The organism is Streptomyces sp. NBC_00443 (genome assembly GCF_036014175.1).
Classification (GTDB): domain Bacteria; phylum Actinomycetota; class Actinomycetes; order Streptomycetales; family Streptomycetaceae; genus Streptomyces.
Genome location: NZ_CP107917.1, coordinates 8,878,851 through 8,902,088 on the forward strand (window position 1 = coordinate 8,878,851; position 23,238 = coordinate 8,902,088).

Annotated in this window: 23 protein-coding genes; 9 read left to right on the forward strand and 14 right to left on the reverse strand. The window is 71.2% G+C overall.

All coding sequences use genetic code 11. The annotated features are described in order from the left end of the window. Window positions 1–83: 83 nt before the first annotated feature. Window positions 84–440 carry a VOC family protein gene (locus OHO27_RS40520; RefSeq protein WP_328429902.1) on the reverse strand — a complete coding sequence of 119 codons (357 nt, stop codon included), beginning with the start codon at window positions 438–440 and terminating at the stop codon, window positions 84–86. Window positions 441–502: 62 nt separating this feature from the next. Between OHO27_RS40520 and OHO27_RS40525 the strand changes: the two genes are divergently transcribed. After that, window positions 503–1,375: a universal stress protein gene (locus OHO27_RS40525; RefSeq protein ID WP_328429903.1), complete on the forward strand. Its 873-nt coding sequence runs from the start codon at window positions 503–505 to the stop codon at window positions 1,373–1,375. Window positions 1,376–1,398: 23 nt separating this feature from the next. Here the strand turns inward: OHO27_RS40525 and OHO27_RS40530 are convergent, their stop codons facing one another. The 3 genes from OHO27_RS40530 to OHO27_RS40540 form a co-directional block, all read right to left on the reverse strand. Beyond that, window positions 1,399–2,634 (reverse strand): DUF4032 domain-containing protein, encoded by a 1,236-nt coding sequence (locus tag OHO27_RS40530; RefSeq protein ID WP_328429904.1) that lies wholly within the window; start codon window positions 2,632–2,634, stop codon window positions 1,399–1,401. Between the two features lie 40 nt (window positions 2,635–2,674). After that, window positions 2,675–3,421, reverse strand: a complete 747-nt coding sequence (locus OHO27_RS40535; RefSeq protein WP_328429905.1) for an MBL fold metallo-hydrolase — start codon at window positions 3,419–3,421, stop codon at window positions 2,675–2,677. A 201-nt stretch (window positions 3,422–3,622) separates the two neighbouring features. Beyond that, the gene (locus OHO27_RS40540; RefSeq protein WP_328429906.1) at window positions 3,623–4,252 is read right to left on the reverse strand and encodes an alpha-ketoglutarate-dependent dioxygenase AlkB; all 630 of its coding nucleotides are present in this window, start codon (window positions 4,250–4,252) and stop codon (window positions 3,623–3,625) included. A gap of 138 nt (window positions 4,253–4,390) precedes the next feature. On the opposite strand from OHO27_RS40540, the gene OHO27_RS40545 reads away from it, so the two are divergent. Together OHO27_RS40545 and OHO27_RS40550 are read left to right on the forward strand one after the other, a co-directional pair. Next, window positions 4,391–5,017 (forward strand): TetR/AcrR family transcriptional regulator, encoded by a 627-nt coding sequence (locus OHO27_RS40545; RefSeq protein WP_328429907.1) that lies wholly within the window; start codon window positions 4,391–4,393, stop codon window positions 5,015–5,017. Window positions 5,018–5,041: 24 nt separating this feature from the next. Then, window positions 5,042–6,715, forward strand: a complete 1,674-nt coding sequence (locus OHO27_RS40550; protein ID WP_328429908.1) for an FAD-binding dehydrogenase — start codon at window positions 5,042–5,044, stop codon at window positions 6,713–6,715. 22 nt (window positions 6,716–6,737) lie between these two features. On the opposite strand, the gene OHO27_RS40555 is transcribed toward OHO27_RS40550, so the two are convergent. Further along, window positions 6,738–7,088 (reverse strand): DUF488 domain-containing protein, encoded by a 351-nt coding sequence (locus OHO27_RS40555; RefSeq protein ID WP_328429909.1) that lies wholly within the window; start codon window positions 7,086–7,088, stop codon window positions 6,738–6,740. 102 nt (window positions 7,089–7,190) lie between these two features. Here OHO27_RS40555 and OHO27_RS40560 point away from each other — a divergent pair, with 102 nt between their 5' ends. Next, a complete protein-coding gene (locus tag OHO27_RS40560) occupies window positions 7,191–7,943 on the forward strand; it encodes a hypothetical protein (protein ID WP_328429910.1) in 753 nt (250 codons plus the stop codon). Between the two features lie 52 nt (window positions 7,944–7,995). On the opposite strand, the gene OHO27_RS40565 is transcribed toward OHO27_RS40560, so the two are convergent. Both OHO27_RS40565 and OHO27_RS40570 read right to left on the reverse strand, forming a co-directional pair. Then, window positions 7,996–8,229, reverse strand: a complete 234-nt coding sequence (locus tag OHO27_RS40565) for a WhiB family transcriptional regulator (RefSeq protein WP_328429911.1) — start codon at window positions 8,227–8,229, stop codon at window positions 7,996–7,998. A gap of 104 nt (window positions 8,230–8,333) precedes the next feature. Beyond that, the gene (locus tag OHO27_RS40570; protein WP_328429912.1) at window positions 8,334–9,551 is read right to left on the reverse strand and encodes a saccharopine dehydrogenase family protein; all 1,218 of its coding nucleotides are present in this window, start codon (window positions 9,549–9,551) and stop codon (window positions 8,334–8,336) included. 141 nt (window positions 9,552–9,692) lie between these two features. Here OHO27_RS40570 and OHO27_RS40575 point away from each other — a divergent pair, with 141 nt between their 5' ends. Then, window positions 9,693–10,394 carry a TetR/AcrR family transcriptional regulator gene (locus OHO27_RS40575; RefSeq protein ID WP_328430699.1) on the forward strand — a complete coding sequence of 234 codons (702 nt, stop codon included), beginning with the start codon at window positions 9,693–9,695 and terminating at the stop codon, window positions 10,392–10,394. A 123-nt stretch (window positions 10,395–10,517) separates the two neighbouring features. Here OHO27_RS40575 and OHO27_RS40580 read toward each other — a convergent pair whose 3' ends face one another. Next, on the reverse strand, window positions 10,518–11,426 hold the full coding sequence (locus OHO27_RS40580) for a LysR family transcriptional regulator ArgP (protein ID WP_328429913.1): 909 nt from the start codon (window positions 11,424–11,426) through the stop codon (window positions 10,518–10,520). Window positions 11,427–11,492: 66 nt separating this feature from the next. Here OHO27_RS40580 and OHO27_RS40585 point away from each other — a divergent pair, with 66 nt between their 5' ends. Both OHO27_RS40585 and OHO27_RS40590 read left to right on the forward strand, forming a co-directional pair. Continuing rightward, complete coding sequence (locus OHO27_RS40585; protein WP_328429914.1) at window positions 11,493–12,116, forward strand: LysE/ArgO family amino acid transporter; 624 nt, start codon at window positions 11,493–11,495, stop codon at window positions 12,114–12,116. 105 nt (window positions 12,117–12,221) lie between these two features. Then, window positions 12,222–13,520: an MFS transporter gene (locus OHO27_RS40590; protein ID WP_328429915.1), complete on the forward strand. Its 1,299-nt coding sequence runs from the start codon at window positions 12,222–12,224 to the stop codon at window positions 13,518–13,520. Between the two features lie 3 nt (window positions 13,521–13,523). Here OHO27_RS40590 and OHO27_RS40595 read toward each other — a convergent pair whose 3' ends face one another. The 5 genes from OHO27_RS40595 to OHO27_RS40615 form a co-directional block, all read right to left on the reverse strand. Then, window positions 13,524–13,979 carry a cyclic nucleotide-binding domain-containing protein gene (locus OHO27_RS40595; protein ID WP_328429916.1) on the reverse strand — a complete coding sequence of 152 codons (456 nt, stop codon included), beginning with the start codon at window positions 13,977–13,979 and terminating at the stop codon, window positions 13,524–13,526. Window positions 13,980–14,283: 304 nt separating this feature from the next. Further along, window positions 14,284–15,759 carry an aminotransferase class I/II-fold pyridoxal phosphate-dependent enzyme gene (locus OHO27_RS40600; RefSeq protein ID WP_328429917.1) on the reverse strand — a complete coding sequence of 492 codons (1,476 nt, stop codon included), beginning with the start codon at window positions 15,757–15,759 and terminating at the stop codon, window positions 14,284–14,286. A 46-nt stretch (window positions 15,760–15,805) separates the two neighbouring features. Beyond that, window positions 15,806–16,027 carry a hypothetical protein gene (locus OHO27_RS40605; RefSeq protein WP_328429918.1) on the reverse strand — a complete coding sequence of 74 codons (222 nt, stop codon included), beginning with the start codon at window positions 16,025–16,027 and terminating at the stop codon, window positions 15,806–15,808. Between the two features lie 64 nt (window positions 16,028–16,091). Next, complete coding sequence (locus OHO27_RS40610) at window positions 16,092–18,335, reverse strand: FUSC family protein (RefSeq protein WP_328429919.1); 2,244 nt, start codon at window positions 18,333–18,335, stop codon at window positions 16,092–16,094. A gap of 71 nt (window positions 18,336–18,406) precedes the next feature. Further along, the gene (locus OHO27_RS40615; RefSeq protein ID WP_328430700.1) at window positions 18,407–19,798 is read right to left on the reverse strand and encodes an NAD(P)/FAD-dependent oxidoreductase; all 1,392 of its coding nucleotides are present in this window, start codon (window positions 19,796–19,798) and stop codon (window positions 18,407–18,409) included. A gap of 345 nt (window positions 19,799–20,143) precedes the next feature. Here OHO27_RS40615 and OHO27_RS40620 point away from each other — a divergent pair, with 345 nt between their 5' ends. Continuing rightward, window positions 20,144–20,746, forward strand: coding sequence for a hypothetical protein (locus tag OHO27_RS40620; RefSeq protein ID WP_328429920.1), 603 nt, complete (start codon window positions 20,144–20,146; stop codon window positions 20,744–20,746). A gap of 10 nt (window positions 20,747–20,756) precedes the next feature. Continuing rightward, on the forward strand, window positions 20,757–21,317 hold the full coding sequence (locus OHO27_RS40625; RefSeq protein WP_328429921.1) for a fibronectin type III domain-containing protein: 561 nt from the start codon (window positions 20,757–20,759) through the stop codon (window positions 21,315–21,317). A 6-nt stretch (window positions 21,318–21,323) separates the two neighbouring features. On the opposite strand, the gene OHO27_RS40630 is transcribed toward OHO27_RS40625, so the two are convergent. Further along, complete coding sequence (locus OHO27_RS40630) at window positions 21,324–23,231, reverse strand: AMP-dependent synthetase/ligase (protein ID WP_328429922.1); 1,908 nt, start codon at window positions 23,229–23,231, stop codon at window positions 21,324–21,326. Window positions 23,232–23,238: the final 7 nt, after the last annotated feature.

Genomic DNA, 23,238 nt, shown 5'->3' on the forward strand with positions numbered 1-23,238 from the left:
GGAGGCGCGGTCGCCGAGCCGACTTTCGGCCATCGTATGTTCGATCCGCCCGCTTCGCTCAGGTATGCGGGCGCCGGCCGCGCTCAGGTGTGCCGTGGGCCGAGAACGCAGAACTCGTTGCCCTCGGGATCCGCCAGCGTGACCCACGGCTCCTCGCCGCTCTGCCCGACGTCCGCGTGGCGCGCGCCGAGGGCGAGGAGGCGGGCGACCTCCGCGTCCTGGTCGTCGGGGCGGAAGTCGAGGTGAAGGCGGTTCTTGACCGTCTTGCCCTCCGGGACCGGCCCGAAGATCAGGCCGGGCAGCCGGTCCGGCTCGGGCCGGATCTCGAATTCGTCGGCCGAGTCGTTGAGCACGACCCAGCCGAGTGCCTCGGCCCACCAGCGGCCGAGGGCCACGGCGTCGGCCGCGTCGACGTTCACCTGCTCCCACTCCAAAGCCATGGGGGCAGGGTAGTGAAGACTGGGTTCCACGAACGTGACCGCGACACGAGGAGGCAGCCGGAATGACGCGCCCGATCACGGCAGGGGTGGACGGATCGGAAGAGAGCCTCGCCGGGCTGGCCTGGGCCGCCCGCGAAGCCGTCCGCCGGGGGCTCCCCCTGCGGGTGCTGCACGCCTGGCGGTTCCAGCCGCACGACGCGATCGACGCGGGGGACGAGGACACCCAGGCACAGTGGGTGCGCGACGGACTGGCCGAGGCGGCCCGCACCGTCACCGAGCGGCACCCGGGCCTGGACGTGACCACCGACATCGTCGAAGGCCCGCCCGCCGAGACGCTCATCGCCGCCGCGGGCGAGGCCGAGATACTGGTGCTGGGCTCGCGCGGCCACGGCCGGGTCGTCGGGTTCCTGCTGGGCTCCGTCGGGCAGCAGGCGATCGCCGGGGCCACGCGGCCCGTCGTGCGGGTACGGGCCGGGGACGAGCCGTCCGCCGAGGCCGCCGGGCGCGAGATCGTCGTGGGGCAGCAGGGCGACCCCGAGGACAGCGCCGCCGCGCTCCGGTTCGCTTTCGAGACGGCCGCGGCGCGTGGCGCGACCGTGCGCGCCGTGCGGGCCTGGACCCTGCCGCCGCTGTTCGCCTACAGCCCGGGCTCCCTGAAGCTCCTCGACGAGGCCGGGGGCCTGGAGCCGTACGAGAAGAAGGCCCTGGGCGAGGCACTGCGCCCGTGGCGGGAGCGCTTCCCCGACGTCCCTGTTGTCGAGCACGTGGAGATGGGCAGCGGCGGGCAGGTGCTGCTGTCGGTCGCCGGACGGGCCCAGCTGATGGTCGTGGGGCGCCGTGTCCACCGCACGGCCATGGGCGCCCGGATCGGCTCGGTGGCGCACGGCATGCTGCACCTCGCGGACTGCCCGGTGGCCGTGGTGCCGCACGACTGAGTCAGCCGGACGTCAGCCGGACATCAGTCGGACGTCGTCGGCTGCAGCGTCTCCCGGGCCCTGGGCAGGATGTTCGTGATGTAGTCCTCGACCACCACGTCCAGGGCGATGTCGTGCTGTGCCCGCTCGGACAGGTACCAGCGGTGTTCGAGCAGCTCGTGGTAGATCTCGGCCGGGTCCATGGAGCCGCGCAGCTCCAGCGGCACGGCCCGCACGGTGGGCCGGAAGACGTCCCGCACCCAGCGGTGCGCGAGCACCTCGGGGCGGGCGCCGAGAGGGTCGCCCGGGGCGTAGTCGTCCTGGGTGGCCATCCAGCTCTCCAGGTCGTTCAGTAGGCGTCGGGCCTGGTTCTCCTCGGTGTCCAGGCCCGTCAGACGCAGCAGTTGCCGTTGGTGGTGGCCGGCGTCGACGACCTTGGGCACGAAGGTGACCGTGTCGCCGTTGGCGGCATGCTCGATCTGCATCTCGGCCACGTCGAAACCGAGGTCGTTCAGTCGCCGTATCCGGCGCTCTATGTAGTGGTACTTGCCCGCCGGGTACACCGACGTGCGGGTCAGTTCCCCCCACAGGCTGTGGTAGCGGGCGCAGATCTCGGTGCCGAACTCGATCGGGTCCACCGAGGGGTGCAGCGCCCCGGACGCCTCCAGGTCCAGCAGTTCACCGCTGATGTTGACCCGGGCGAGATCCAGGTCGTAGTCGCGCTGGCCGTTGCTGAGCTGCGGGTGCAGATCGCCCGTCTCCGCGTCCACCAGATACGCGGCGTAGGCGCCGGCGTCGCGCCGGAACAGCGTGTTGGACAGCGAGCAGTCGCCCCAGGCGAACCCGGCGAGGTGGAGGCGGACCAGCAGCACGGCCAGCGCGTCCATGAGGCGGTGCATGGTCGCCGGGCGCATCGTCGTCTCGAACATCGAGCGGTACGGCATCGAGCCGCCCAGGTGCCGGGTGATCAGCACCGACTCCAGGGAGCCGCCGTCGGCGCCGGCGCGGCCGGTCACCACCGCGAGCGGGTCGACGGCCGGGATGCCGATGCGGTCCAGGTCGCGCAGCAGCTCGTACTCGCGCAGCGCCGGGCGCTCGGCGAGCTCCTTGACGGCGATCACCTCGCTGCCGGCGCGGGCGTAGCGCACGACGTGCCGGGATATACCGCGCGGCAGCGGGACCAGGATGTCCTCCGGCCACTCCTCCAGCGGCAGCTGCCAGGGCAGTTCCAGCAGGAGCGCGGGGTGCTCCGGGTTCGTCGCGCTGATCTGCAGTGCCATGGGGCGTTCGTCCTCGCCTAGCCGTGATCGTCAGCTCACCTTAGAGCGCGCGCTCCCGGGCCTGAAGAGCAGCTTCCTGCACCGCTCCACGGTGTACGGGACCGTGCCCGGGCAGCAGCACATCTCCCTTGAGCCCTTCGAGGACGTCCAGCGAGGCCACGGCGCGGGCCCGCTCGCGGTGGAACATGTCGGGCAGCAGTTGCGGTCCCTTGATCCGGGAGGTGGGGTGCCCGCTGACCAGGGCGTCGCCCGAGACCACCACACCGGCTTCGGGCAGGTGGTAGGCGCAGTGACCGTCGGTGTGGCCGGGCGTGTGCACCGGGACCGGCCGGCCGGGCAGGTCCAGCGGGCCGGCGGACGGGAACGGCTCGGGGGAGGTGACCGGCACGTGCGCGGTGCCGCCGGAGCGGATCGCGTGGACCGCCCAGGGCAGGACACCGGGGCGCCAGCCGTTCTTCAGGACCGTCCCGACGCCGACCTGATGCAGGAACTCCCGGCGCGCGTGCGGTACTTCGGCCTCGTTGAGGTACACGGGCGTGCCGTACGTGGCGCGCAGGTACTCGGCGTTGCCCAGGTGGTCGGTGTGCGCGTGGGTGATCAGTACGGCGCTGACGGCCTCCGGTGAACTGCCCACCTCGGCAAGGGAGGCGAGGAGCTTCGGCCGGTCCCCGGGGTAGCCCGTGTCGATCAGCGTGACGGCGTCTCCCTCGGTCAGGATCACCCAGTTCGTGTTGCTGCCGTGCACCAGGTAGGTGCCGTCCGCGACTTGCTGCACATCTGCGCGCATGATCGTCCCGCGTGTGAGGTCCGTGCTCGACGGACACAGCAAAGCAGATCAGGGGGTAAGCGCGTTCGGCGGGTCCGGGCGCATCCCGAACCGGAACCGCGTCAGCCGCGTCCGTCGGTCGATGAACGGCGGAAGGGCTGCCTCCGGCACCGTCCACCGGAGGCAGCCCCCACGCGCACCCGAAGCGGCCGCCTCTCCGCCTCAGTGCACGCCGTGCGGGCGGAACTGGATGCTGATGCGCGGTCCCGCGGCGCGCGTGGTCTTCGGAATGGAGTGTTCCCAGGTCCGCTGGCAGGAACCGCCCATCACGATGAGGTCCCCGTGACCCAGCGGCCTGCGCACCGTCTCGCCGCCGCCCCGCGCAGGGCGCAGCAGCAGATCCCGGGGCGCTCCCACCGAGAGGATCGCGACCATCGTGTCCTCGCGCGCGCCCCGCCCGATCCGGTCCCCGTGCCAGGCGACGCTGTCCCGCCCGTCGCGGTAGTAGCAGAGCCCCGCCGTAGTGAACGCTTCGCCCAGTTCCTCGGCGTAGTGCGCGGACAGAGAGTCGCGCGCCTCCACCAGGACGGGGTGCGGGAGGGCGTCGTCGGCGCCGTAGAAGGCGAGCAGGCGAGGCACGTCGACGACGTTGTCGTACATCGTGCGCCGCTCCGCACGCCAGGGCACTTCGGCTGCCAGCTGTTCGAACAGGGCGTCGGCCCCGCTGAGCCAGCCGGGCAGCACGTCGATCCAGGCACCGTGGCCGAGCCGGGTACGGCGGATCCCGGGGAGGGATCCGAGCCGCAGCTCGTCGGTCTGGTCGAAGAGGGAGCCCTGGAGGTGCGTGGCCATGGTTCCAGCGTACCCCTGAATCGAAAATCTGTTCCCATCGGTTTTCTCGTTCTTCCTCGCACTTCCTCGTTCTTGCTCGCACCCCTTTGGATACATTGATGTATCGGATACATTCCCGTATCGAACGGAGGTCCGGGCATGGCGGTGGAGGGCACGACCAAGCGCGTCACCAGGCGCCGCGTCCGAACGCGCGCCAATCTTCTCGACGCCGCGTTCGCGGTGTTCGCCGCCAAGGGGTTCGGCCGCGTCTCCATCGAGGAGGTCTGCGAGGCCGCCGGTTACAGCAGGGGCGCCTTCTACTCCAACTTCGACAGCCTGGACGAGCTGTTCTTCGCCCTCTACCAGCAGCGCGCGGACGTGATCGCGGAGCAGGTGTCCGGGGCGCTCGCCCTCGACGGGCCCGACCTGGACGTGCCGGCCGCCGTGGACCGGGTGACGGGCGTGCTGCTGCTGGACCGCGACTGGCTGCTGGTGAAGACGGACTTCCTGGTGCACGCCGCCCGCGACCCGGCCGTCGCCCGGACCCTGCTGGAACACCGCGCACGGCTGCGCGGGGCGATCGCGGACCGGCTCTCCCGCGCGCAGGTGCACAGCGCACTGCCCGCCGTGCTCGGCGACATCGACGGCGCCGCGCACGCCGTGGTCGCCGCCTACGACGGAGTCACCACCCAACTGCTGCTGGACAAGGACGTCGAGCACGCTCGCGCCTGGCTGGGGCAACTGCTCACCGCGCTGCTCACCGACGGCAGCGACACCACCGCATGAGGACATGAGGAAGGGACGGTCGCCATGGATGCCGACGTCATCGTCGTCGGAGCAGGACTCGCGGGCCTGGTCGCCGCGAGCGAACTGACCAGCCGGGGCCGCAGGGTCGCGCTGGTGGACCAGGAGAACGCCGCCAACCTAGGCGGGCAGGCCTTCTGGTCCTTCGGCGGGCTCTTCCTCGTCGACTCCCCGGAGCAGCGGCGCCTGGGCATCAAGGACTCCCTCGACCTGGCCTGGAACGACTGGCAGGGCAGCGCCCAGTTCGACCGCGTGGACGACGAGGACTCGTGGGCGGTGCGCTGGGCGCGCGCGTACGTGGAGTTCGCCGCCGGCGAGAAGCGGACCTGGCTGGACACGCACGGCATCAAGTTCCTGCCCACGGTCGGCTGGGCCGAGCGCGGCGACCTGCGCGCCGACGGCCACGGCAACTCCGTGCCCCGGTTCCACATCGCCTGGGGCACCGGCACGGGGGTCGTGGAGCCCTTCGTCCGGTACGCCAAGCAGGCCGCCCGCGACGGGCTGCTCACCTTCTACCACCGGCATCAGGTCGACGCACTGGTCATAGAAGACGGCGCGGTGAGCGGCGTGCGCGGCACCGTCCTGGCCGATGACCACTCTCCGCGGGGCGTCGCCTCCAACCGCGACCGGATCGGCGAGTTCGAGCTGACCGCCCAGGCCGTCGTCGTCACCAGCGGCGGCATCGGCGCCAACCACGACATCGTCCGCCGCCACTGGCCCGAACGCCTCGGCACCCCGCCCGCCGAGATGGTCACCGGTGTCCCCGCGTACGTCGACGGCCGGATGCTCGACATCAGCGCGGAGGCGGGCGTACGGCTGGTCAACCGCGACCGGATGTGGCACTACACCGAGGGCCTGCAGAACTGGGACCCGATCTGGCCCGGCCACGGCATCCGCATCCTGCCCGGACCGTCCTCCATGTGGTTCGACGCCCTCGGCCGCCGGCTGCCCGACCCGTGCCTGCCGGGCTACGACACCCTGGGCACCCTCAAGCACCTGCGCACCGACGCGGACATCGCCGGCCACGACCACTCCTGGTTCATCCTCAGCCAGAAGATCATCGAGAAGGAGTTCGCGCTGTCGGGCTCCGAGCAGAACCCCGACATCACCGCCAAGGACCGCGCGGGGTTCCTGAAGGAGCGGGTGCTCGGCAAGGGCGCCCCGGGGCCGGTGGCGGCGTTCGTGCGCAACGGCGCGGACTTCGTGACCGCGCCGAACCTGGAGCAACTGGTCGAGAGGATGAACCAGTTGACGGAGAAGCCGCTGCTCGACGCGGAGGGCATCCGGCGCCAGATCGAGTCCCGTGACCTGCAGATCGCGAACCCCTACAGCAAGGACGCCCAGGTGCAGGGCATCCGCAACGCCCGCCGCTACGTCGGCGACCGCCTCGGCCGCGTCGCCACCCCGCACCGCATCCTCGACCCCGCGGCCGGCCCACTGATCGGCGTCAAGCTGCACATCCTGACCCGCAAGACCCTCGGCGGCATCCAGACCGACCTCGACTCCCGCGCGCTCGGAGCCGACGGGACGCCCATCGACGGCCTGTACGCGGCCGGTGAGGTCGCCGGCTTCGGCGGTGGCGGCGTCCACGGCTACAACGCCCTGGAGGGCACCTTCCTCGGCGGCTGCCTCTTCTCGGGCCGCACGGCGGGACGGGCCGCGGCGCGGCAGACGGCCTGACGGCGGCGTACGGCCCGTCTCCTCACGCCTGGAGGAGACGGGCCAGCACGGCGGCGTGGCTCTGCTCGGGAGTCTTCGATGAGGTCAACAGGGTCACCGCGCCGTTGCTCGCCAACTCCCTTACCCGGTCGAGGCGTTCGGCCGCCTCTGGAGCGGCCAGCTCGGCCTCGTAACGGTCGGCGAACTCCTCGTACGACCCCTCACCCGAGTGGTACCAGCGGCGCAGCTCGGTCGACGGGGTGAGTCCCTTGGGCCACTCGTCGACGTGGGCCGCGTCCTTCGACAGACCGCGCGGCCACAGCCGGTCGACCAGGACGCGCACGCCGTCCTCGGGTTCTGGTGCTTCGTAGACGCGACGGATGCGAACGCTCATGACCGGGCCTTTCTCGGATGCCCGCACTCGGATGCGCGTGGCGACCTGCCGAATCCGGCGGATCCTTACAAGTTCCTTACAAGTGTCGGTCAAGTTCGATGCATGATCACGCTCAAGTCCCGTGTCGCCTTGCTGGTCGCCTCCCTGCTGCTGACCGGCTGCGGCGTCGGTGTAAATGCGACGCCGGATGAGGAGCCCGCTGTCACCCGCACCCCCAGGCCCGCCCACGCCGCCGAAGCCGCCGCCCAAGCGGCCGCCGAGGCAGCCGCCCGGAAGCTGCCCGGACTGGGCCCGGTGACGTGGGCCAGGGTGCCGTCCGAGACCCGGCAGGCCGTCGTCGTGACCGGACGCGGCAGGGACTCCTCACACTCCACCGTCGTCCTGTACGAGCGCACCGACACCGGCTGGAAGGCGGGCAGCAGCTGGCCCGCCCGCAACGCGTTGCGCGGCTGGACCGACCACCACCTTGCCGGCGACCTGCGCTCACCCATCGGGGTCTTCACCCTGACGGACGCCGGGGGGCTGCTCGATGATCCTGGGACCAGGCTGCCGTACGACTACGGTGACGGATTCACCGCCAGCGGTACCGGCTTCGAGGGCGAACCCCTCGCCGGTTCCTTCGACTATGTGATCGCCATCGACTACAACCGCAGGAACGGCGTCTCGCCCCTCGACCGGACCCGCCCGCTCGGCACGGGACTCGGCGGCGGCATCTGGCTCCACGTGGACCACGGAGCGCCCACCCAGGCCTGCGTCAGTCTCGCGCGGGAGCACATGCGGCTGCTGCTGCTGGCGCTGGATCCCGAACGGCATCCCGTGATCGTGATGGGCGACGCCGCGTCGTTGGCCCGCTGACGTCCCCCGAACGGCTCAGGGTCGGTTCCCCGCGTGTCCGCACATCCATGGGTCATCCCGCCCGCTGCCGCAACGCCCTTCGCTCGTCCTCGCTCGTGCCGCCCCAGATCCCGATGTACTGCTCCGTGTCGAGCGCCCAGCGCAGACACTCCTCCCGGACGGAGCAGCGCCGGCAGACGGCCTTCGCCTGCTCCGTCTGGAGCAAGGTCGGTCCGGACGTGCCGATCGGAAAGAAGAGGTCCGGGTCCTCATGGCGGCACGCGCCGTGGCCTCGCCAGTCGTCCATCAGTGTCACCTGCGATCGTCGACGTGCCCTCGGTGGAGCATTACTCGTTTTCGAGTCGCCTGTCGATGCGTGAGTGAAACCCTGTGGGACCCCGGCGATTCCAGTCACTGTTCGCGCATGCCCCACGGGGAGCCGTACGCGGTCAGCAGGTCCAGGAAGGGACGGGCCGGGAAGGCCTCCGGGCCCAGCACGCCCGCGCCCGACCAGGCGCCGGTGGCGAGGAGTTCGAGGGCGACGACCGGGTTGATGGCCGTCTGCCACACCACGGCCTGGCTGCCGTACTCCGCCATGGACCACTGGTTGTCGACCACGTGGTAGAGGTACACCTCGCGCGGCTTGCCGTCCTTGACGCCCCGCACCCAGGTGCCCGCGCAGGTCTTGCCGTGCATCCGGTCGCCCAGCGTCGCCGGGTCCGGCAGACATGCCGCGACCACGTCCCGGGGCGAGACGGCCACCGGCCCGGCGGCGCTCGGCACGGTCACCGGCTCAGTGCTGTCCAGGCCCAGCAGGTGCAGCGTCTTCAGCGTGCCGATGAACTCCTCGCCCAGGCCGTACTTGAAGGTCACCCGGCGTGCGTCGACCCAGCGCGGGACCAGGAGCACCTCCTCGTGCTCCACGTTCACGCACTCGACCCGGCCGATGCCCTCGGGGAAGTCGAACACCTCGGGCTCACTGAACGGTTCGGTGGTGAACCAGCCGCGGCCGGCCTCGTAGACGACCGGCGGGTTGAGGCACTCCTCGATCGTCGTCCAGATGCTGAAGGACGGCGCGAAGTCATAGCCGTCGACGGTGAGGTTCGCACCGTCGCGGACGCCGATCTCCTCGATCTCGTCGAACAGTTCGTCGGCCGCGTGCCGGGCGAACACATCCGACAGGCCCGGCTCCACGCCCATGCCGACGAGGGCCAGCGCACCCGCCTTCTCCCAGTCGGCCGCCGCTTCGAACTGGGCGTCGCCCAGCTTCACCCCGCACTCCTCGTACGGCCGCTCCGGGTGCGGCCGTGACAAGGACATCGCCATGTCGACATAGGTGGCCCCGGCCGTGCGGGCGGCGCCGAACAGCGGCATCACGAACCGCGGGTCGGTGGCGTTGAGCAGCACGTCGCACGCGTGCCGCTCCAGCAGTGCGGCCACCGCCGCCTCGTCGTTCGCGTCGACGCGCTCCGGCCGGAACCGGGCGTCGCCGCCGAGGGCCGCGACGGCCGCCTCGGCGCGCGCGAGGTCGTAGTCGGCGACCACCATCGCCTCGAAGAACGGCCGCCGGGCGGCGATCCGGGTGATGGCGGTACCCACCCCGCCGGCACCCACGAGCAGTACACGCATGACAAGACTCCCTCGGCTTGAAGGTCTACGACGTGGTGGGGCCCCGCGAGAGATACAACGCGGTCCCTTCACGTAAGGTCAATGGCGTTGGCATAAGGCGGAGCGCGCGGCACGGACCGCGACACAGAGACGGAGAGCATGGTGCCGAAACCGGTCGTTCCGGAGGAGAAGCGGCGCCGACGGCGTCCCACGAAAAGCGGCACCGTGCTCTCCGAGCAGCTCATCGTCGAGACGGCCCTGCGCATGCTGCGCGAACACGGCAGCGCAGGCCTGACCGCCCGCCGCCTGGGCCTGGCCCTCGACGCCGACCCGAGCACGCTGTACCGCTACTTCCGCGGCATGGACGACCTGACTCTCGCCATCGGCGACGCCGTCATCGGCCAGGCGCTGGAACGCTGGGAGCGTACGGGGGAGTGGCAGGAGGACCTGCGCGCCGTCGGGCTGCGCATCCACGCCGCGTACGTGGCTCATCCGCAGGCCGCCGCGCTGACGGCCAGCCGGGTCACCGGCCGGGCCAACGAACTCGCCGCAGACGAGGCCGTGCTGGACGTCCTGCGGACCGCCGGGTTCGCACTGCCGGACACCGTGCGCATCTACCACGCCTTCATCGACCAGACGCTGGCGTTCGCGGCGCTCGACGCCGCATCGTTGGCGCTGCCGAGTGACTCGCTGCGTGCGGATGAGGGCATGTGGCGGTCGACGTATGCGCGGTTGCCCCGGGCCACACATCCCCGGATCGCCGAGGCGGCGCCATTGCTGGCGAACCGGATGGTGACGAGTGCGTATCCGACGGCGCTGGAGATGCTTTTGGCCAGCGCGGCAGCGGAGTTGGAGGCGCTGTAGTGACCCGCCGGTTGTGCCGCGATACGCCGTCGTGTGGATGCGGCACTGTCGTGGCTGGCCGCGCAGTTCCCCGCGCCCCTTGAGGGCGTTGCGGAACCGTCGGCAGTAAGTCGCCCGTGATGTTCAGCCGCGAAGTGCCTCGGTCGCCGCCTCCGTCACCGCCTCCGTGACCGCCGCCAGCGCCGGTGAGTCCAGCTTCCACTGCTGCCAGTACAGCGGGACGTCGAGAGGCCGGTCCTCGGCCAGGTGCACGAGTCGGCCGGCCTTGAGGAGGGGTTCCGCCTGGACCTCGGGGATCAGGCCCCAGCCAAGTCCGGCGACCACAGCCGACAGGAAGCCCTCCGAGGTGGGCACGTGGTGCCGTAGCGCACTGGCGCCCGTGCGGGTGTGCCGCAGCCTGCGGACGAACGCGTCCTGGAGGTCGTCGCTGCGGTCGAAGGACATCACCGGCGCCCGCATGAGCGCGTCCCCGAGCGAGCCGCCGAGATGCCGTTCGGTGAACTCCGGGCTCGCCGCCGCCAGATAGCGCATCCGGCCCAGCGGCCGTACGGAACACCCGGCCACGGGATCCGGCGAGGAGGTCACCGCGGCCATCACCAGGCCCTCCCGCAGCAGCGTCGCGGTACGGCTCTCGTCCTCGCGCCGCAGCTCGAAGCAGAGCTGTGGCTCCTCCGGCACCCGGGTGAGCGCCGCCAGGAACCACGTCGCCAGCGAGTCGGCGTTGACCGCGATCGACACCTGGGTCGCATCCCCGGCGCCACTCATGCCGAGCTCGGCCCGCGCGTCCCGCTCCAGCCGGGCCAGCTGACGGGCGAACCGGACGACGACCGCGCCCGACTCCGTCGGCCGCACCGGTTTCGTGCGCACTAGCAGCACCCGCCCCGTGCGCTGCTCCAGCGCCTTCACCCGCTGACTCACCGCGGACGGCGTCACATGCAGCGCCGCAGCGGCCGCGTCGAAGGTGCCCTCATCGACCACGGCGAGCAGGGTCCGCACCTGGTCGAGGGGAAGCTCGGTCAGCTCGGTCTTCACGAGCGCTAATGATACGTAAGAATCTTTAGCTGTACGTCAGGAGATCGCTTCCCTAGCGTCAATGGCATGACAAACGCCTTGACCACCGCGGCCGCCGGATTCGGCACCGGCCTCTCACTGATCGTCGCCATCGGCGCCCAGAACGCCTTCGTACTGCGCCAGGGAATCCGCCGCGACGCGGTCCTCGCCGTCGTCGGCATCTGCGCACTGTCCGACGCGCTCCTGATCACTCTGGGCGTGGCCGGCGTCGGCGCGGTGGTCGTGGCGTGGCCCGGGGTGCTCACGGCGGTCGCCTGGGTCGGCGGGGCGTTCCTGCTCTGCTACGGCGCCCTCGCCGCCCGCCGGGCCTTCAAGCCGGGCGGCGCCCTGCTGACCGACGGCGAGGCGGCGGGGTCACGGCGGCGGGCGGTGCTGACCTGCCTCGCGATGACGTGGCTGAACCCGCACGTCTACCTCGACACCGTCTTCCTGCTCGGCACGGTCGCCGCCGACCGCGGCCCGATGCGCTGGACGTTCGGCCTCGGCGCCGTACTCGCCAGCCTGTGCTGGTTCGCGGCGCTGGGTTTCGGGGCGCGCCTGCTGAGCCGCCACCTTGCGAAGCCCGTCGCGTGGCGCGTCCTGGACGGACTGGTCGCCGCGACGATGATCGTCCTGGGGGTCACCCTGATCTCCGGGGGTGGCGGTGCCTGATCCGTCCTCGGTCCGCTCCTGTTCCCCGACGGGGATCCGAACCCCTGGCCCTTGCTGCGATAGTGATCCCCGACGAGAAAGATGTAACGAGCATCCAGGAATCGCGTGGACACCAGCGAGAGCAGCACCGAACCACAGGAGAAGGACCCGCCCGGGGTGATACCCGCGCGGCGCGGCTGGCGGCGCTGGGCCATGGACACCCGGCCCCTGCGCCGCCCGGCCTACCGCCGCCTGTGGTCCTCGACCATCGTCACGGCAGTCGGCAGCCAGCTCACCGCGGTCGCCGTGCCCAAGCAGATCTACGACATCACCGGCTCCTCGGCCTGGGTGGGCGCCGCGAGCCTCGCCGGGCTGCTGCCGCTGGTGGTGTTCGCGCTGTGGGGCGGGGCCGTCGCCGACAGCATGGACCGGCGCAAGCTGTTGCTGATCACCAACAGCGGCATCGCCGTCACCTCGGTGCTGTTCTGGCTCCAGGCCGTCACCGGCCTCGCGTCGGTGGCCGTACTGATGGTGCTGCTCGCCGTGCAGCAGGCGTTCTGGGGGCTCAACGCCCCGGCCCGCAGCGCCTCCATCGCCCGTCTTGTGCCCGCCGGTGAACTGCCCGCGGCGAACGCCCTCGGCTCGACGGTCATGCAGACGGGCCAGGTGGTCGGACCGCTGCTGGCAGGCGTGCTCATACCCGTGATCGGCCTGGCCGAGCTGTACCTCATCGACGCGCTGGCCCTGTGCGTCACCGTCTGGGCCGTCGTACGGCTGCCCGCACTGCCGCCCTTGGCCGCCACCGCCCAACGCCGCGCGGGCCTACGGGAGATCGTGGCCGGCTTCCGGTACATGGCCCTGCACAAGGTGCTGTTGCTGTCCTTCCTGGCCGACATCATCGCCATGGTCTTCGGCATGCCACGCGCCCTGTTCCCGCAACTCGCGAGCCAGACCTACGCGCCGTACGGCGAAGGACTCGCCCTCGGCCTGCTGTTCGCGGCGATCCCCATCGGCGCCGTGCTCGGCGGACTGTTCTCCGGCACGTTCTCCCGGGCCCGCCGGCACGGCTGGATGGTGATCGGCGCGGTCGTCGCCTGGGGCGCCGCCATCACCGGATTCGGGCTGAGCGGCAGCCTGTGGCTCGCGGTGGTGTTCCTGGCCCTGGCCGGGGTCGCCGACATGGTCTCAATGGTCTTTCGCGGGTCGATCCTGCTGTCCGCCGCCAGCGATGAGATGCGCGGCCGGATGCAGGGCGTCTTCACGGTGGTCGTGGCGGGCGGCCCGCGCCTGGCCGACGTGCTGCACGGCACGGCGGGGTCGGTCTTCGGTGCGCGCACCGCGACCGTGGGCGGCGGACTGCTCGGCGTCGCCGCGATGCTGGGCCTGGCCGCGGCGGTGCCCGCCCTGCGCCGCTACCGGGTCTGAGGGTCAGAGCGCGCTGCGCCGATGCTGCCCGTACTGTTCCATGAGCTTGCCCCGGGTCATCTCCAGCCGGTGCGCGAGGATTTCGGCGACGTGCCGGATCAGGGACATGCCGAGCGCAGGTTCGTCCTGGCACAGCCGCAGCACCGCCTCGGCCTCGAACTCGTAGGCGCGCACGGGACTGAAGGCCTCCGCGCCGAAGTCCCACTGGTACGGCGGGAACAGCCACGACCAGCCGAGCAGATCGCCCGCGCCGAGGCTGGCCACGGTGACCCGCTGCACGGATGTCACGCGCTGGTCGAGGGAGACGGCGCCCGAGCGGATGACCCAGAAGCGGTCGGCCGCGCCGCCCGCCTCGAAGATCCGGGTGTCCTCCGGGAAGGAGACCTCCCGGGCGAGCGCCATCAGGTGCTGGCGCTGAGGCGGCGGAAGGGCCGTCAGCAGTTTGATCGCTTTGGTCATGACACGGGGCTCCTCACCAACGACTGAGGTTCCGGTGCTTCCCTGCGTCCATTTCAGCCGCTACGGCGGCCGTGAGCACCTCGGCGGAGCGTGGTTTCGCTTTTGGCCGGGAATCTTCGCGGGACGGGGCGCCCGCGGCATTAAAAAGCCCTGGCTGGACGGGGGAGACCAGCCAGGGCCGTATTTGGTGGTGCAGGGGGGACGATTGCGGTCTTCCCGCGGTCTACCCCGAGACCACTTATGAATGAACCGTAAACCATCTCGGCGGATTCCGCGTCACCGAGACCGGGGTAAGTGACCGGTTTCACTCGCCCTCCGCCACCACCCTGATCGTCTCCAGTCGAGGATCGCTGGGATCGGGAAGGTTCATGCCCGCGGCGAGACCGGTGACGAGATAGCGCAGGACCGGCCCGGTCAGCCGCTCACCCGGCAGCACGACCGGGATCCCGGGCGGATACGGCGTGATCATCTCGGCGGCGACGCGTCCGGCGGCCCTGTCCACCGGGACGTCCTCGGTGGCGGCGAAGAACGCGTCCCGCGGCGGGACGGCCTGCTCCATGCGCAGCTGCGACGGCGGCGGCACGTCGATCCGGGGCGCGGGGCGGAGTTCGGGTGCCGCCTCGGCGAGGGACTTGAGCGCGGCGAGCAGCTCGCCGGCCGTCCCGTGGTCGTCGCCGTGGGTGAGCTGGGTGGCGATGCGGCGGTGGTCGTTGAGATGGGCGTCCACATTCCGGTGCTCCCGCAGCCAGTCCGCGGCCTGATATCCGGAGATGCCGAGACCGTCGAGGTCGATGACGACCGGCAGCGGGTCGAAGTCCGCGGCGAGTCCCGCACCGCAGAAGTCGTCCCGGTCGTTGACGTGCATCCCGTCGATCTCCTCGACGGCGGCCCGCACCTCGGCCGCGAGATCGAGCGCGGAGCCCATGATCTCCTCGCCCCGCAGGGCCATCTGCCGCCGCCAGCCGTCCATGCCTGCGAAGATCAGCACCGACGGACTGGTGGTGCCCAGCAGGTCCGCCCGCATGCGCAGCACCGTCGCCGGGACGAGATCGCCCTGCAGATGGAAGACCGAACCCTGCTCCAGGCCGCTGCCCATCTTGTGGATGCTGGTCACGCAGATGTCGGCGCCCGCGTCCATCGCCCACGACGGCAGTCCGGGATGGAACGGCAGATGCGCACCCCAGGCCTCGTCGACGACCAGCGGACGCGAGCGGCGGTGGCAGACGTCGGCGATCGCCCGCAGGTCCGCGCAACTGCCGTACGGCGTCGGACTGGTGACCAGCGCACCCTTCGCGTCGGGATGGCGATCGAAGGCCCTGTCGAACTCCGCCGCGGACGGCGGGTGGGCCAGATGCCGTTCGGCGTCCCACTGCGGCTCGACCCAGACGGGCTCGATGCCGGACAGGACGAGACCCGACACGACCGACTTGTGGGCGTCCCGTCCGACCAGCAGCTTCTCGTGCGGGCCCGCGACGGCCAGCATCGCCGCCTTGACGGAGAGGGAACTGCCGCACGTGGTGAAGTACGTGTGCTCCGCGTGCACGGCGTCGGCCATCAGATCCTCGGCGTGCTCCAGGACGCCGCTGTGGTGCAGCCGGTCGTCCAGACCGCCCGACGCCAGTACGTCACCGAGGAACACCGCGTCGCCCAGCACCTCCCGTACCACGGGGTCGGCTCCGCGGGCCTGCTTGTGACCGGGCGGCGAGAACGACGTCCGCCCCTTGCGGTGGTAGTCGGCCAGCGCTTCCAGGACCGGGGCCCGGGTGTGATCGGCTGTCATGCGCCCTCGGGTGCCCAACGGGGGCGATGCCATTCGGCGGTGCGGGTCAGCCGTCCCCGGTGTGCGAGCCGGGGGAGAGGAACTCGTCCAGCACGTTGATCACGGTCTCGTAGGCGATCACCCGCACGGCGGCGTCCCGGGCTGCCGCCGGGTCGGCAGGCTCCAGCTCGACGCTGCGGGCCTGCCACACCCGCTCCTCGCGTCGGGCGTAGGCCCTGGCACGCTGCATGCGCCTGAGCAGTTCGTCTGAGTCCACGACATCGGTCATGACTTCCGCGTACCCCGGTATCGGCCGGATGAGCCGTCATCCGCGGTGTCGCAGGGCCGAGCAGTCACCCGTCCGATGCCTTCACGGGCACGCCCAGCGGACGGGCCAGACCGGACACGGCCTCGTCGAGGCGTTGCAGATGCCGCAGGACACGGTCGGTGACGCGGCCGTAGCGCGGTGCGCCGGGGACGGTCCGGCCCAGGAGCGAGGCGATGCTCGGGCCGGTCTCGATGCCGGCCGTGGAGAGCTCGTCGGTGACGTGCGCGGCGATCGCCTCGATGTTGTGCGCGATGCGCCCCGCAGCTCGCCGCAGCCGGGGATCCGCCGCGATCGAGGGATGGGTGGGCAACAGCTCGGCGGTGGCCGCCAGCGAACGCGCGTGATAGGCGCAGGTCTCCAGCAGCGCGACGACGTAGCGGGCGGTCTCTTTGCGGGCCCGCAGCGGCGTCACCGGATGCGTGAGCGGCTGCACGGCGGCCCGCAGGTCGGCGAGCGCCTGGTCCAGGTCGCGCGCCTGGTCGAGCAGCTCGACGGGCGGTCCGCCACTGAGCTGGTCGACGGAACTGCGGGTGACCTCGCCGAGCCGTTCCAGCACGGTGGCGAGCAGTTCGTTCGTACGGCGGTCCGTCTGCACCGGCAGGACCAGCGCGGCCGCGATCACCCCGCAGGCCGCGCCGAGCGCGGTCTCCTCGATGCGCAGCACGAGCACCGAGAGGCTGTACGTCTGCAGCAGGGTGTACAGCAGCCCGAGTGCCGCGGTGACGAAGAAGGACGACAGCGTGTACGACAGCGGTGCCGAGTAGAACATCGCGAAGACGAACACCAGCACCAGCGCGAACGCCGTCCAGGTGTGACGGCCGACGGCACCCGCCAGCACGATGCCGGCCAGGACCCCGAGCACGGTGCCCAGCAGCCGACGGTAGCCCTTGACCAGGATCTCGCCCGTGGAGGCGGTGTTGAGGAACACGATCCAGCAGGTCAGCACCGCCCAGTACCAGCGGTCGCGGGAGAGCAGCTCGCCGCCGACGATGGCCAGCGTCGACCCCACGGCCACCTGCACGGCGGCGCGCGTCGTGGGGCGCCGCAGCCCGGTGGGCTCCTCCGCCGGGGCCTCCTCCTCGGCGTCGAGCACGGCGTCCTCCGCGTCCAGCTCCTCGCGTGAGCGCGCCGTGGCCGGGCTGTCGTCCGCCTCGTCCGGCGCCCCGCCCAGGGCGATCCGCAGCCCGAGGACGGCGCGGGTGGTCTCGCCGATGGCCCGGAAGGCATCCTGCACGGCGGGGGAGGCGTCGGGCAGGTTCTCCTCGTCGCGGTAGCCGAGGAGCCGGTTGCGGACCTGGGAGAGCGCGGTGCCGGAGGCCTGGCCCACGGGGTGCAGGACGATCAGGCGCAGGGCCTCCAGGTCACGGCGCAGCGTGACGGTCGCCTCCTCCCGGACGGGATGCCGCCCGCCCGAGGGGACGGGGGCGCCCGGCAGATGCATGGCCAGGGTGTCGGCGCGCTCGGCGCCGCGTGCGGCGAGCAGCGACAGCCCCAGTCGCTCGGCCGCGATCTCGGCGTCCGCGACGCGCCGTTGGACGAGCCGGGCCATCGCCTCGTCGGCGGTTCCCTCCTCCAGCCGGCCCTGGATCAGCAGCGCCGTCTCGTGCAGGCGCGCGGTGCCCTCGCGTACGTGCTCCAGGGCCCGGTCCGCTTCCTCCGGGCCGGCGCCGAGCAGTTCGAGTTGCGCCGACAGCAACTGGGCCAGTCGGGCACGGAAGGCGCTGCGCAGCCGTTCGAGCACCCCCGTCGGTGTCTCGGGGACGAGCACGAACCGCACCAGCGCGCTGCACGCGAAGGCCATGGCGACCGCGCCGCACAGCGCGGGCAGGCCGGAGACGGTGGCGCCGACGAAGAGGGACATGAAGTAGGTCTGGAAGCCGATCAGGCCGAGCGCGGTGCCACGGTCGCCGAACCTGCGCCCGTACACGGCACAGAAGATGAGCGCCACGAAGGCCAGGTCACCGGCCACGACATGGCTGTGCAGCACTGCCGCCAGGGACATCGAGGCCAGCGCCACCGGAAGGCCCAGGGCGAGTGTGACGGCCTGCGGCCCGCGCTGCTTCTCCCGGATGGCGAAGGTGGCGACCATCGCCGCCAGCGCTCCCGTCACCAGGTGCGTCACATCGGCGCCCAGCAGGGCGAGCACGGCGACCGCGAGGGCGATCGCACCCGCCGTGCGCAGCCCCGCGGCCAGCCGCAGCAGCCCGGGGTCCGACGCCGCGACACGGTCCCGCACGCGCGCCCGGACCGGCCCTCCCGCTGACCTCACGCCGACGTACTCTCTCCCGCTCTCTTACTGGTCACACCGCGAACCGAAGGCTCTCAGCCGAGGCCGTCACCTCACTCAACCGTCCCATCGGGCGCCTCGGATCCGCCCTCTGCGGACACGCGCTCCCGCAGTTGGTCCGGCGTCAGGTACGCGTGGACGAACTCGAAGTCCTTCAGCTTGGCCGGCCTGCGGGCCTGGAACCCGGTACGCACGAAATCGTCCCCGGCCACGGCGTTGAGCAGCCAGTTCGTCATGACGCGTGTCTTGGCGACATTGGTGCGCAGCGCCGACCAGTGGTAGCCGCGGGCGACGACCATCGCCGGCAGGCCCTTCAGATCGACGCCGAGGGGCTTGGAGACGGCATCGCGGCCGCCGAGGTCGACCACCAGGCCGAGGTCCTTGTGCTCGTACGGCCGCAGCGGCTGGTTGCGCAGGGACGCGATGACGTTGTCGGCCACGACCTTGCCCTGGCGCATGGCGTGCTGGGCGGTGGGCGGGCAGACGGCGCCCTTCTCGCCCTTGGCGATATCGGGTACGGCGGCAGCGTCGCCGAGCGCGAACACACCGTCGTCGCCGGGCAGTTTCATCTCCGCGGTGACCGCGAGCCGGCCCCGGACCGTGTCCGCGCCCAGCGTGCCGATCAGCGGGCTGGCGACCACTCCGGCGGTCCAGATCAAGGTCCGGGTGGGCACCACCCGGCCGTCGGTGAAGGTGACCTCCTCGGGGCCCGCCTTGGCGATGGACACGCCCAGCGAGATGTCGACACCGCGCCTGCGCAGGATCTTCTGGGCGGCGGTGCCCAGCTTCTCGCCGAGTTCGGGCATCAGCCTCGGCGCGATGTCGATCAGATGCCACTTGATCAGGTGCGGGTCGAGCCGCGGATAGCGCTTGACCGCGTTGTGCGTCAGCATCTGCAGACATGCGGCGGTCTCGGTGCCGGCGTATCCGCCGCCGACCACCACGAACTGCAGCCGGGCGGCGCGCTCGGCGGGGTCCTGGCTGGCGTCGGCGAGGTCCAGCTGGGAGATGACGTGGTCGCGCAGGTAGGCGGCCTCCGCCAGCGTCTTCATGCCGTACGCGTGGTCGGTGAGCCCGGGGATGTCGAAGGTGCGGGTGACGCTTCCGGGGGCCAGCACGATGTAGTCGTACGGCTCGTTGACGATCCGGTCGGTGATGGTGCGGATGACGCAGACCTTGGCCGCGAGATCCACGCCGATGGCGCCGCCCGGGATGATCCGGGTGCGGTACCTGCGGCTGCGGCGCAGGGACACGGCGATCGACTGGGGTGTCAGGACGCCGGAGGCGACCTGGGGCAGGAGTGGCAGGTAGAGCTGGTAGGAGGACGGCGTCGCCAAGGTGATCTCGGCCTCGTCGGCGGAGAGTTTGCGTTCGAGTCGGCGAACACAGCCGACTCCGGCGAAGCCTGCGCCAACCACCAGGATCCTGGGTCGTGTCACGGTGATCTTCCCTTCTGCGGCTCCAGGCGGTCTGCCTCGACGTCGTTCGCCTGCCCCTGGATCGCGGCTTCGCACGCCTCGATCCCACCGCGCCACCGGCCGTTCCGCCAGCCGGGTGCGGCAGGCAGATGAACCCGTCGTCAGCCACCTTGCCCCAACCGGCGCGGGGGCACACCGGTTCGGGTGTGAAAGACGTGTCCGCTCGATCTCTTGACGACTGATTGGTCTGAACCTAACGTCCGTGTCGCTCGTCCATGTCAGAGACCGTCGTTCATGTACGTGACCATGTGCGTCATCGTGTGCGTGGTCGGACGCGTGACGTGCGGCCACCCCCATCCGACAGGAGGCAGGATGCTCGTACCCCTGCGCACCCTCACCGTCACCACGGCGCTGTGCGCCACATCATTGCTCGCCGCCCCGCATGCCTTCGCCGAAGTCGAGCCCGGCGGCTGGCAGTCCGTGTCACCGAGCTACACCGTCCAGGAACGGGGCTGCGGCCAGGTCGACGGCCTCACGTTCCGGCTCACCTGCTCCACCGCGAGCGGCGACCAGCGGGCTGAACGGCGCTACGCCACCTACACCGGCGGCACCCGCCAGTTCGAGGGCTACTTCCGCATCACCAGCCTCAGCGGCACCCGGATCAGCCTCAAGCAGACCTTCAACGAGTCCGGCTCCGGCCCGTACTTCATGCTCGCCGTCGAGCGCGGCGGCCGGCTCTACGCGGTGCACGGCGGTGCCACGCTGTCCAACGCCGGGACCGTCGGCGCCACGGTCCGCGTCAACACGGTCCACCAGGTCGGCGTCGAGCACCGCACCTACATCAACGGCTCGCTCAAGCACACCTACGACAGCCCCGGCGGCAGCTTCTACGACAAGTTCGGTGCCTACCGCACCAACAGCGGCAGCGGGCAGGCCACGGTCGAGTGGAGCAACGTCCGCTTCTGGCGCAAGTAGCGGCTGCCGTATGCGAGGAAAGGCGCGCATCGCGGCGTCGGCAGCGCTGATCCTGGCGCTGCCGGCCTGCTCGGCCGACACCGCGGACACCGACGAGTCACTACGAGGTGTCCTCACGACACCCACGGACATCGACCTCGACTGGACGGACGACCGGCCGGGAGTCGCGGGCCACCTGCTGGAGTTCGCGACCGAGAAGGCGGGCCCCTACACCGTCCTGGACTACCTGCCCCGGCAGGTGTCCGACTACCGCCATCCCGACCTCATGCCGCACACCACGTTCCACTACCGCCTGCGGACCTACCGGGGCCCCGTCTCCCGTCCGGCCCGCGCCGAACTGCCGGACGGCATCCGCTTCACCTGGACCGACTCCTCCGCGGACGAGGACGGATTCCTCCTGGAGATGCGGAAGAAGAACAGCACCGGCTACGAGCCCGTCGCCGTCGTCGATCCGGACGTCACCGCCACGACCCTGGTCACCCTGCCCGGCGAGAAGAACGCCACCTTCCGGATCCGCGCCTTCGTCCTGGGCGAGCAGTCGAATGCGGTACGGCTCACCACGGGCGAGTAGACGCGCTCAGCGGAAGACGTTGTCCGCGTCGTCCCAGTGCGGCGGCTCGTCCACCATGTGGTCCCGCGGCGCATGTGAACGGGCCTGGTACATCGCGTCGATCTGGAGGGCGTAGTGCCGCACGATGGCGTCCCGGCGCAGCTTCATCGACGGCGTCAGCAGCCCGCTGGCCACGTCGAACGGGGCCGGCAGCACCCGGAACACACGGATGGACTCCGCGCGCGACACCGCGCTGTTCGCGGCGGCCACGGCCCGGCCGATCTCCTCGCGCAGCGCGTTCTCCTCGCGCGCCTCCCGGATCCGTGCGTCACTGCGCAGCGTGAGTGATTCCCGCCAGTAGGCCAGGAAGTCCGGGTCCAGGGTGATCAGGGCCCCGACACAGGGCCGGTTGTCGCCCACGATCACCGCCTGATGGATCATCGGATGCATCCTCAGGCGCTGCTCCAGGAGCGCCGGGGAGACGCTCTTGCCGCCGCTCGTGATGATGACGTCCTTCTTGCGCCCGGTGATCGTCAGATAGCCGTCGGAGTCCAGCCGCCCGAGATCCCCGGTGGCCAGCCAGCCGCCGCGCAGCGCCGCCCGGGTCGCGGCCTCGTCGTTCACATAGCCCTGGAACACCGACGGCCCGCGCACGAGGATCTCCCCGTCGTCGGCCACCCGGATGTCCATCCCCGGCAGTGCCTTCCCGACCGTTCCCGACAGCTCCCGGCCCAGCGGTGGCGCCGTGACCCCGCCGCAGGTCTCGGTGAGACCGTAGGCGTCGTTCACATAGATGCCGATGCCCTCGTAGAACAGGGACAGTTCACGGTTCAGGGACGAGCCGGCGGACGTCGCCCGGCATACCCTGCCGCCCAGCGCGGCCCGCAGTTTGCGGTACACCGTGCGTTCGTACAGGGCGTGTTGCAGCCGCAGATCGTAACGGGGCCCGGGCCCGCCGCCCAGCCGCTGCCGTTCCAGCGCCGCAGCGAAGTCCCGCGCGGTGTCGGCGGCCCGCTCGAACAGCGCGCCACGGCCGGCCTGCTGGGCCGTGCGCAGGAAGTTCTTGTAGATCTTCTCGAAGATCGACGGTACGGCGCACAGATAGGTCGGCCGGAAGGTGCGCAGGGCCGCCGACAACGCCTCCCCGTTCAGCTCGGGTTCGTGGCCCATCAGCATGCCGCCGCGGATGGCCAGCCCCTGCACCACCAGGCCGTACACATGGGAGAAGGGCAGGAAGGCGAGGACCGACGCCTGCTGCTCGCCCGGCGGGATCACGGTGTGGCCCCACCCCGCCAGGAGGGTGTCGCAGGTGCTCGCCAGACCGCGGTGGCTCAGCGCGCAGCCCAGCGGGTGACCCGTGGTGCCGGAGGTGTAGACGACGGCCGCGGTGGAGTCCGGCAGCACGATGCGGCGCAGCGACTCGACGGTGGTGAACGGGATGAACTCGCCGCGCTCCACGAGCTGTTGAAGCCCCCCGGCGTCCAACTGCCATACATGGCGCAGCATCGGCAGCGATCCGCACACGGAACCCACCGTCATGATGGCCTGCTCGTCCTCGACCACCACGGCCACGCATTCGGCGTCCCGCAGGATCCACTCGACCTGGTCGCGCGACGACGTCGGATAGATCGGCACGACCTCGGCGCCCACCGCCCACAGGGCGTAGCAGAACACCGTCCACTCGTACCGGGTGCGGGCCATGACGGCCACGCGGTGGCCCGGGGAGATCCCGGACGCGATCAGTCCCTTGGCCAGATCGCTCACTTCGTCGCGCAGTTCCACGGCGGTCACCTCCTCCCACGTGGTGGAGGAGGAGTCGGGGTGGCGCGCGAGCATCGGCAATGTCGGATTGAAGGCCGCCATCTCGAAGACGCTGTCGGCGAGCCCGCCGGTCAGGGGCGTGACGGTCGGGGGAGCGAGGCCGAGATCGCGCATGCGCTGC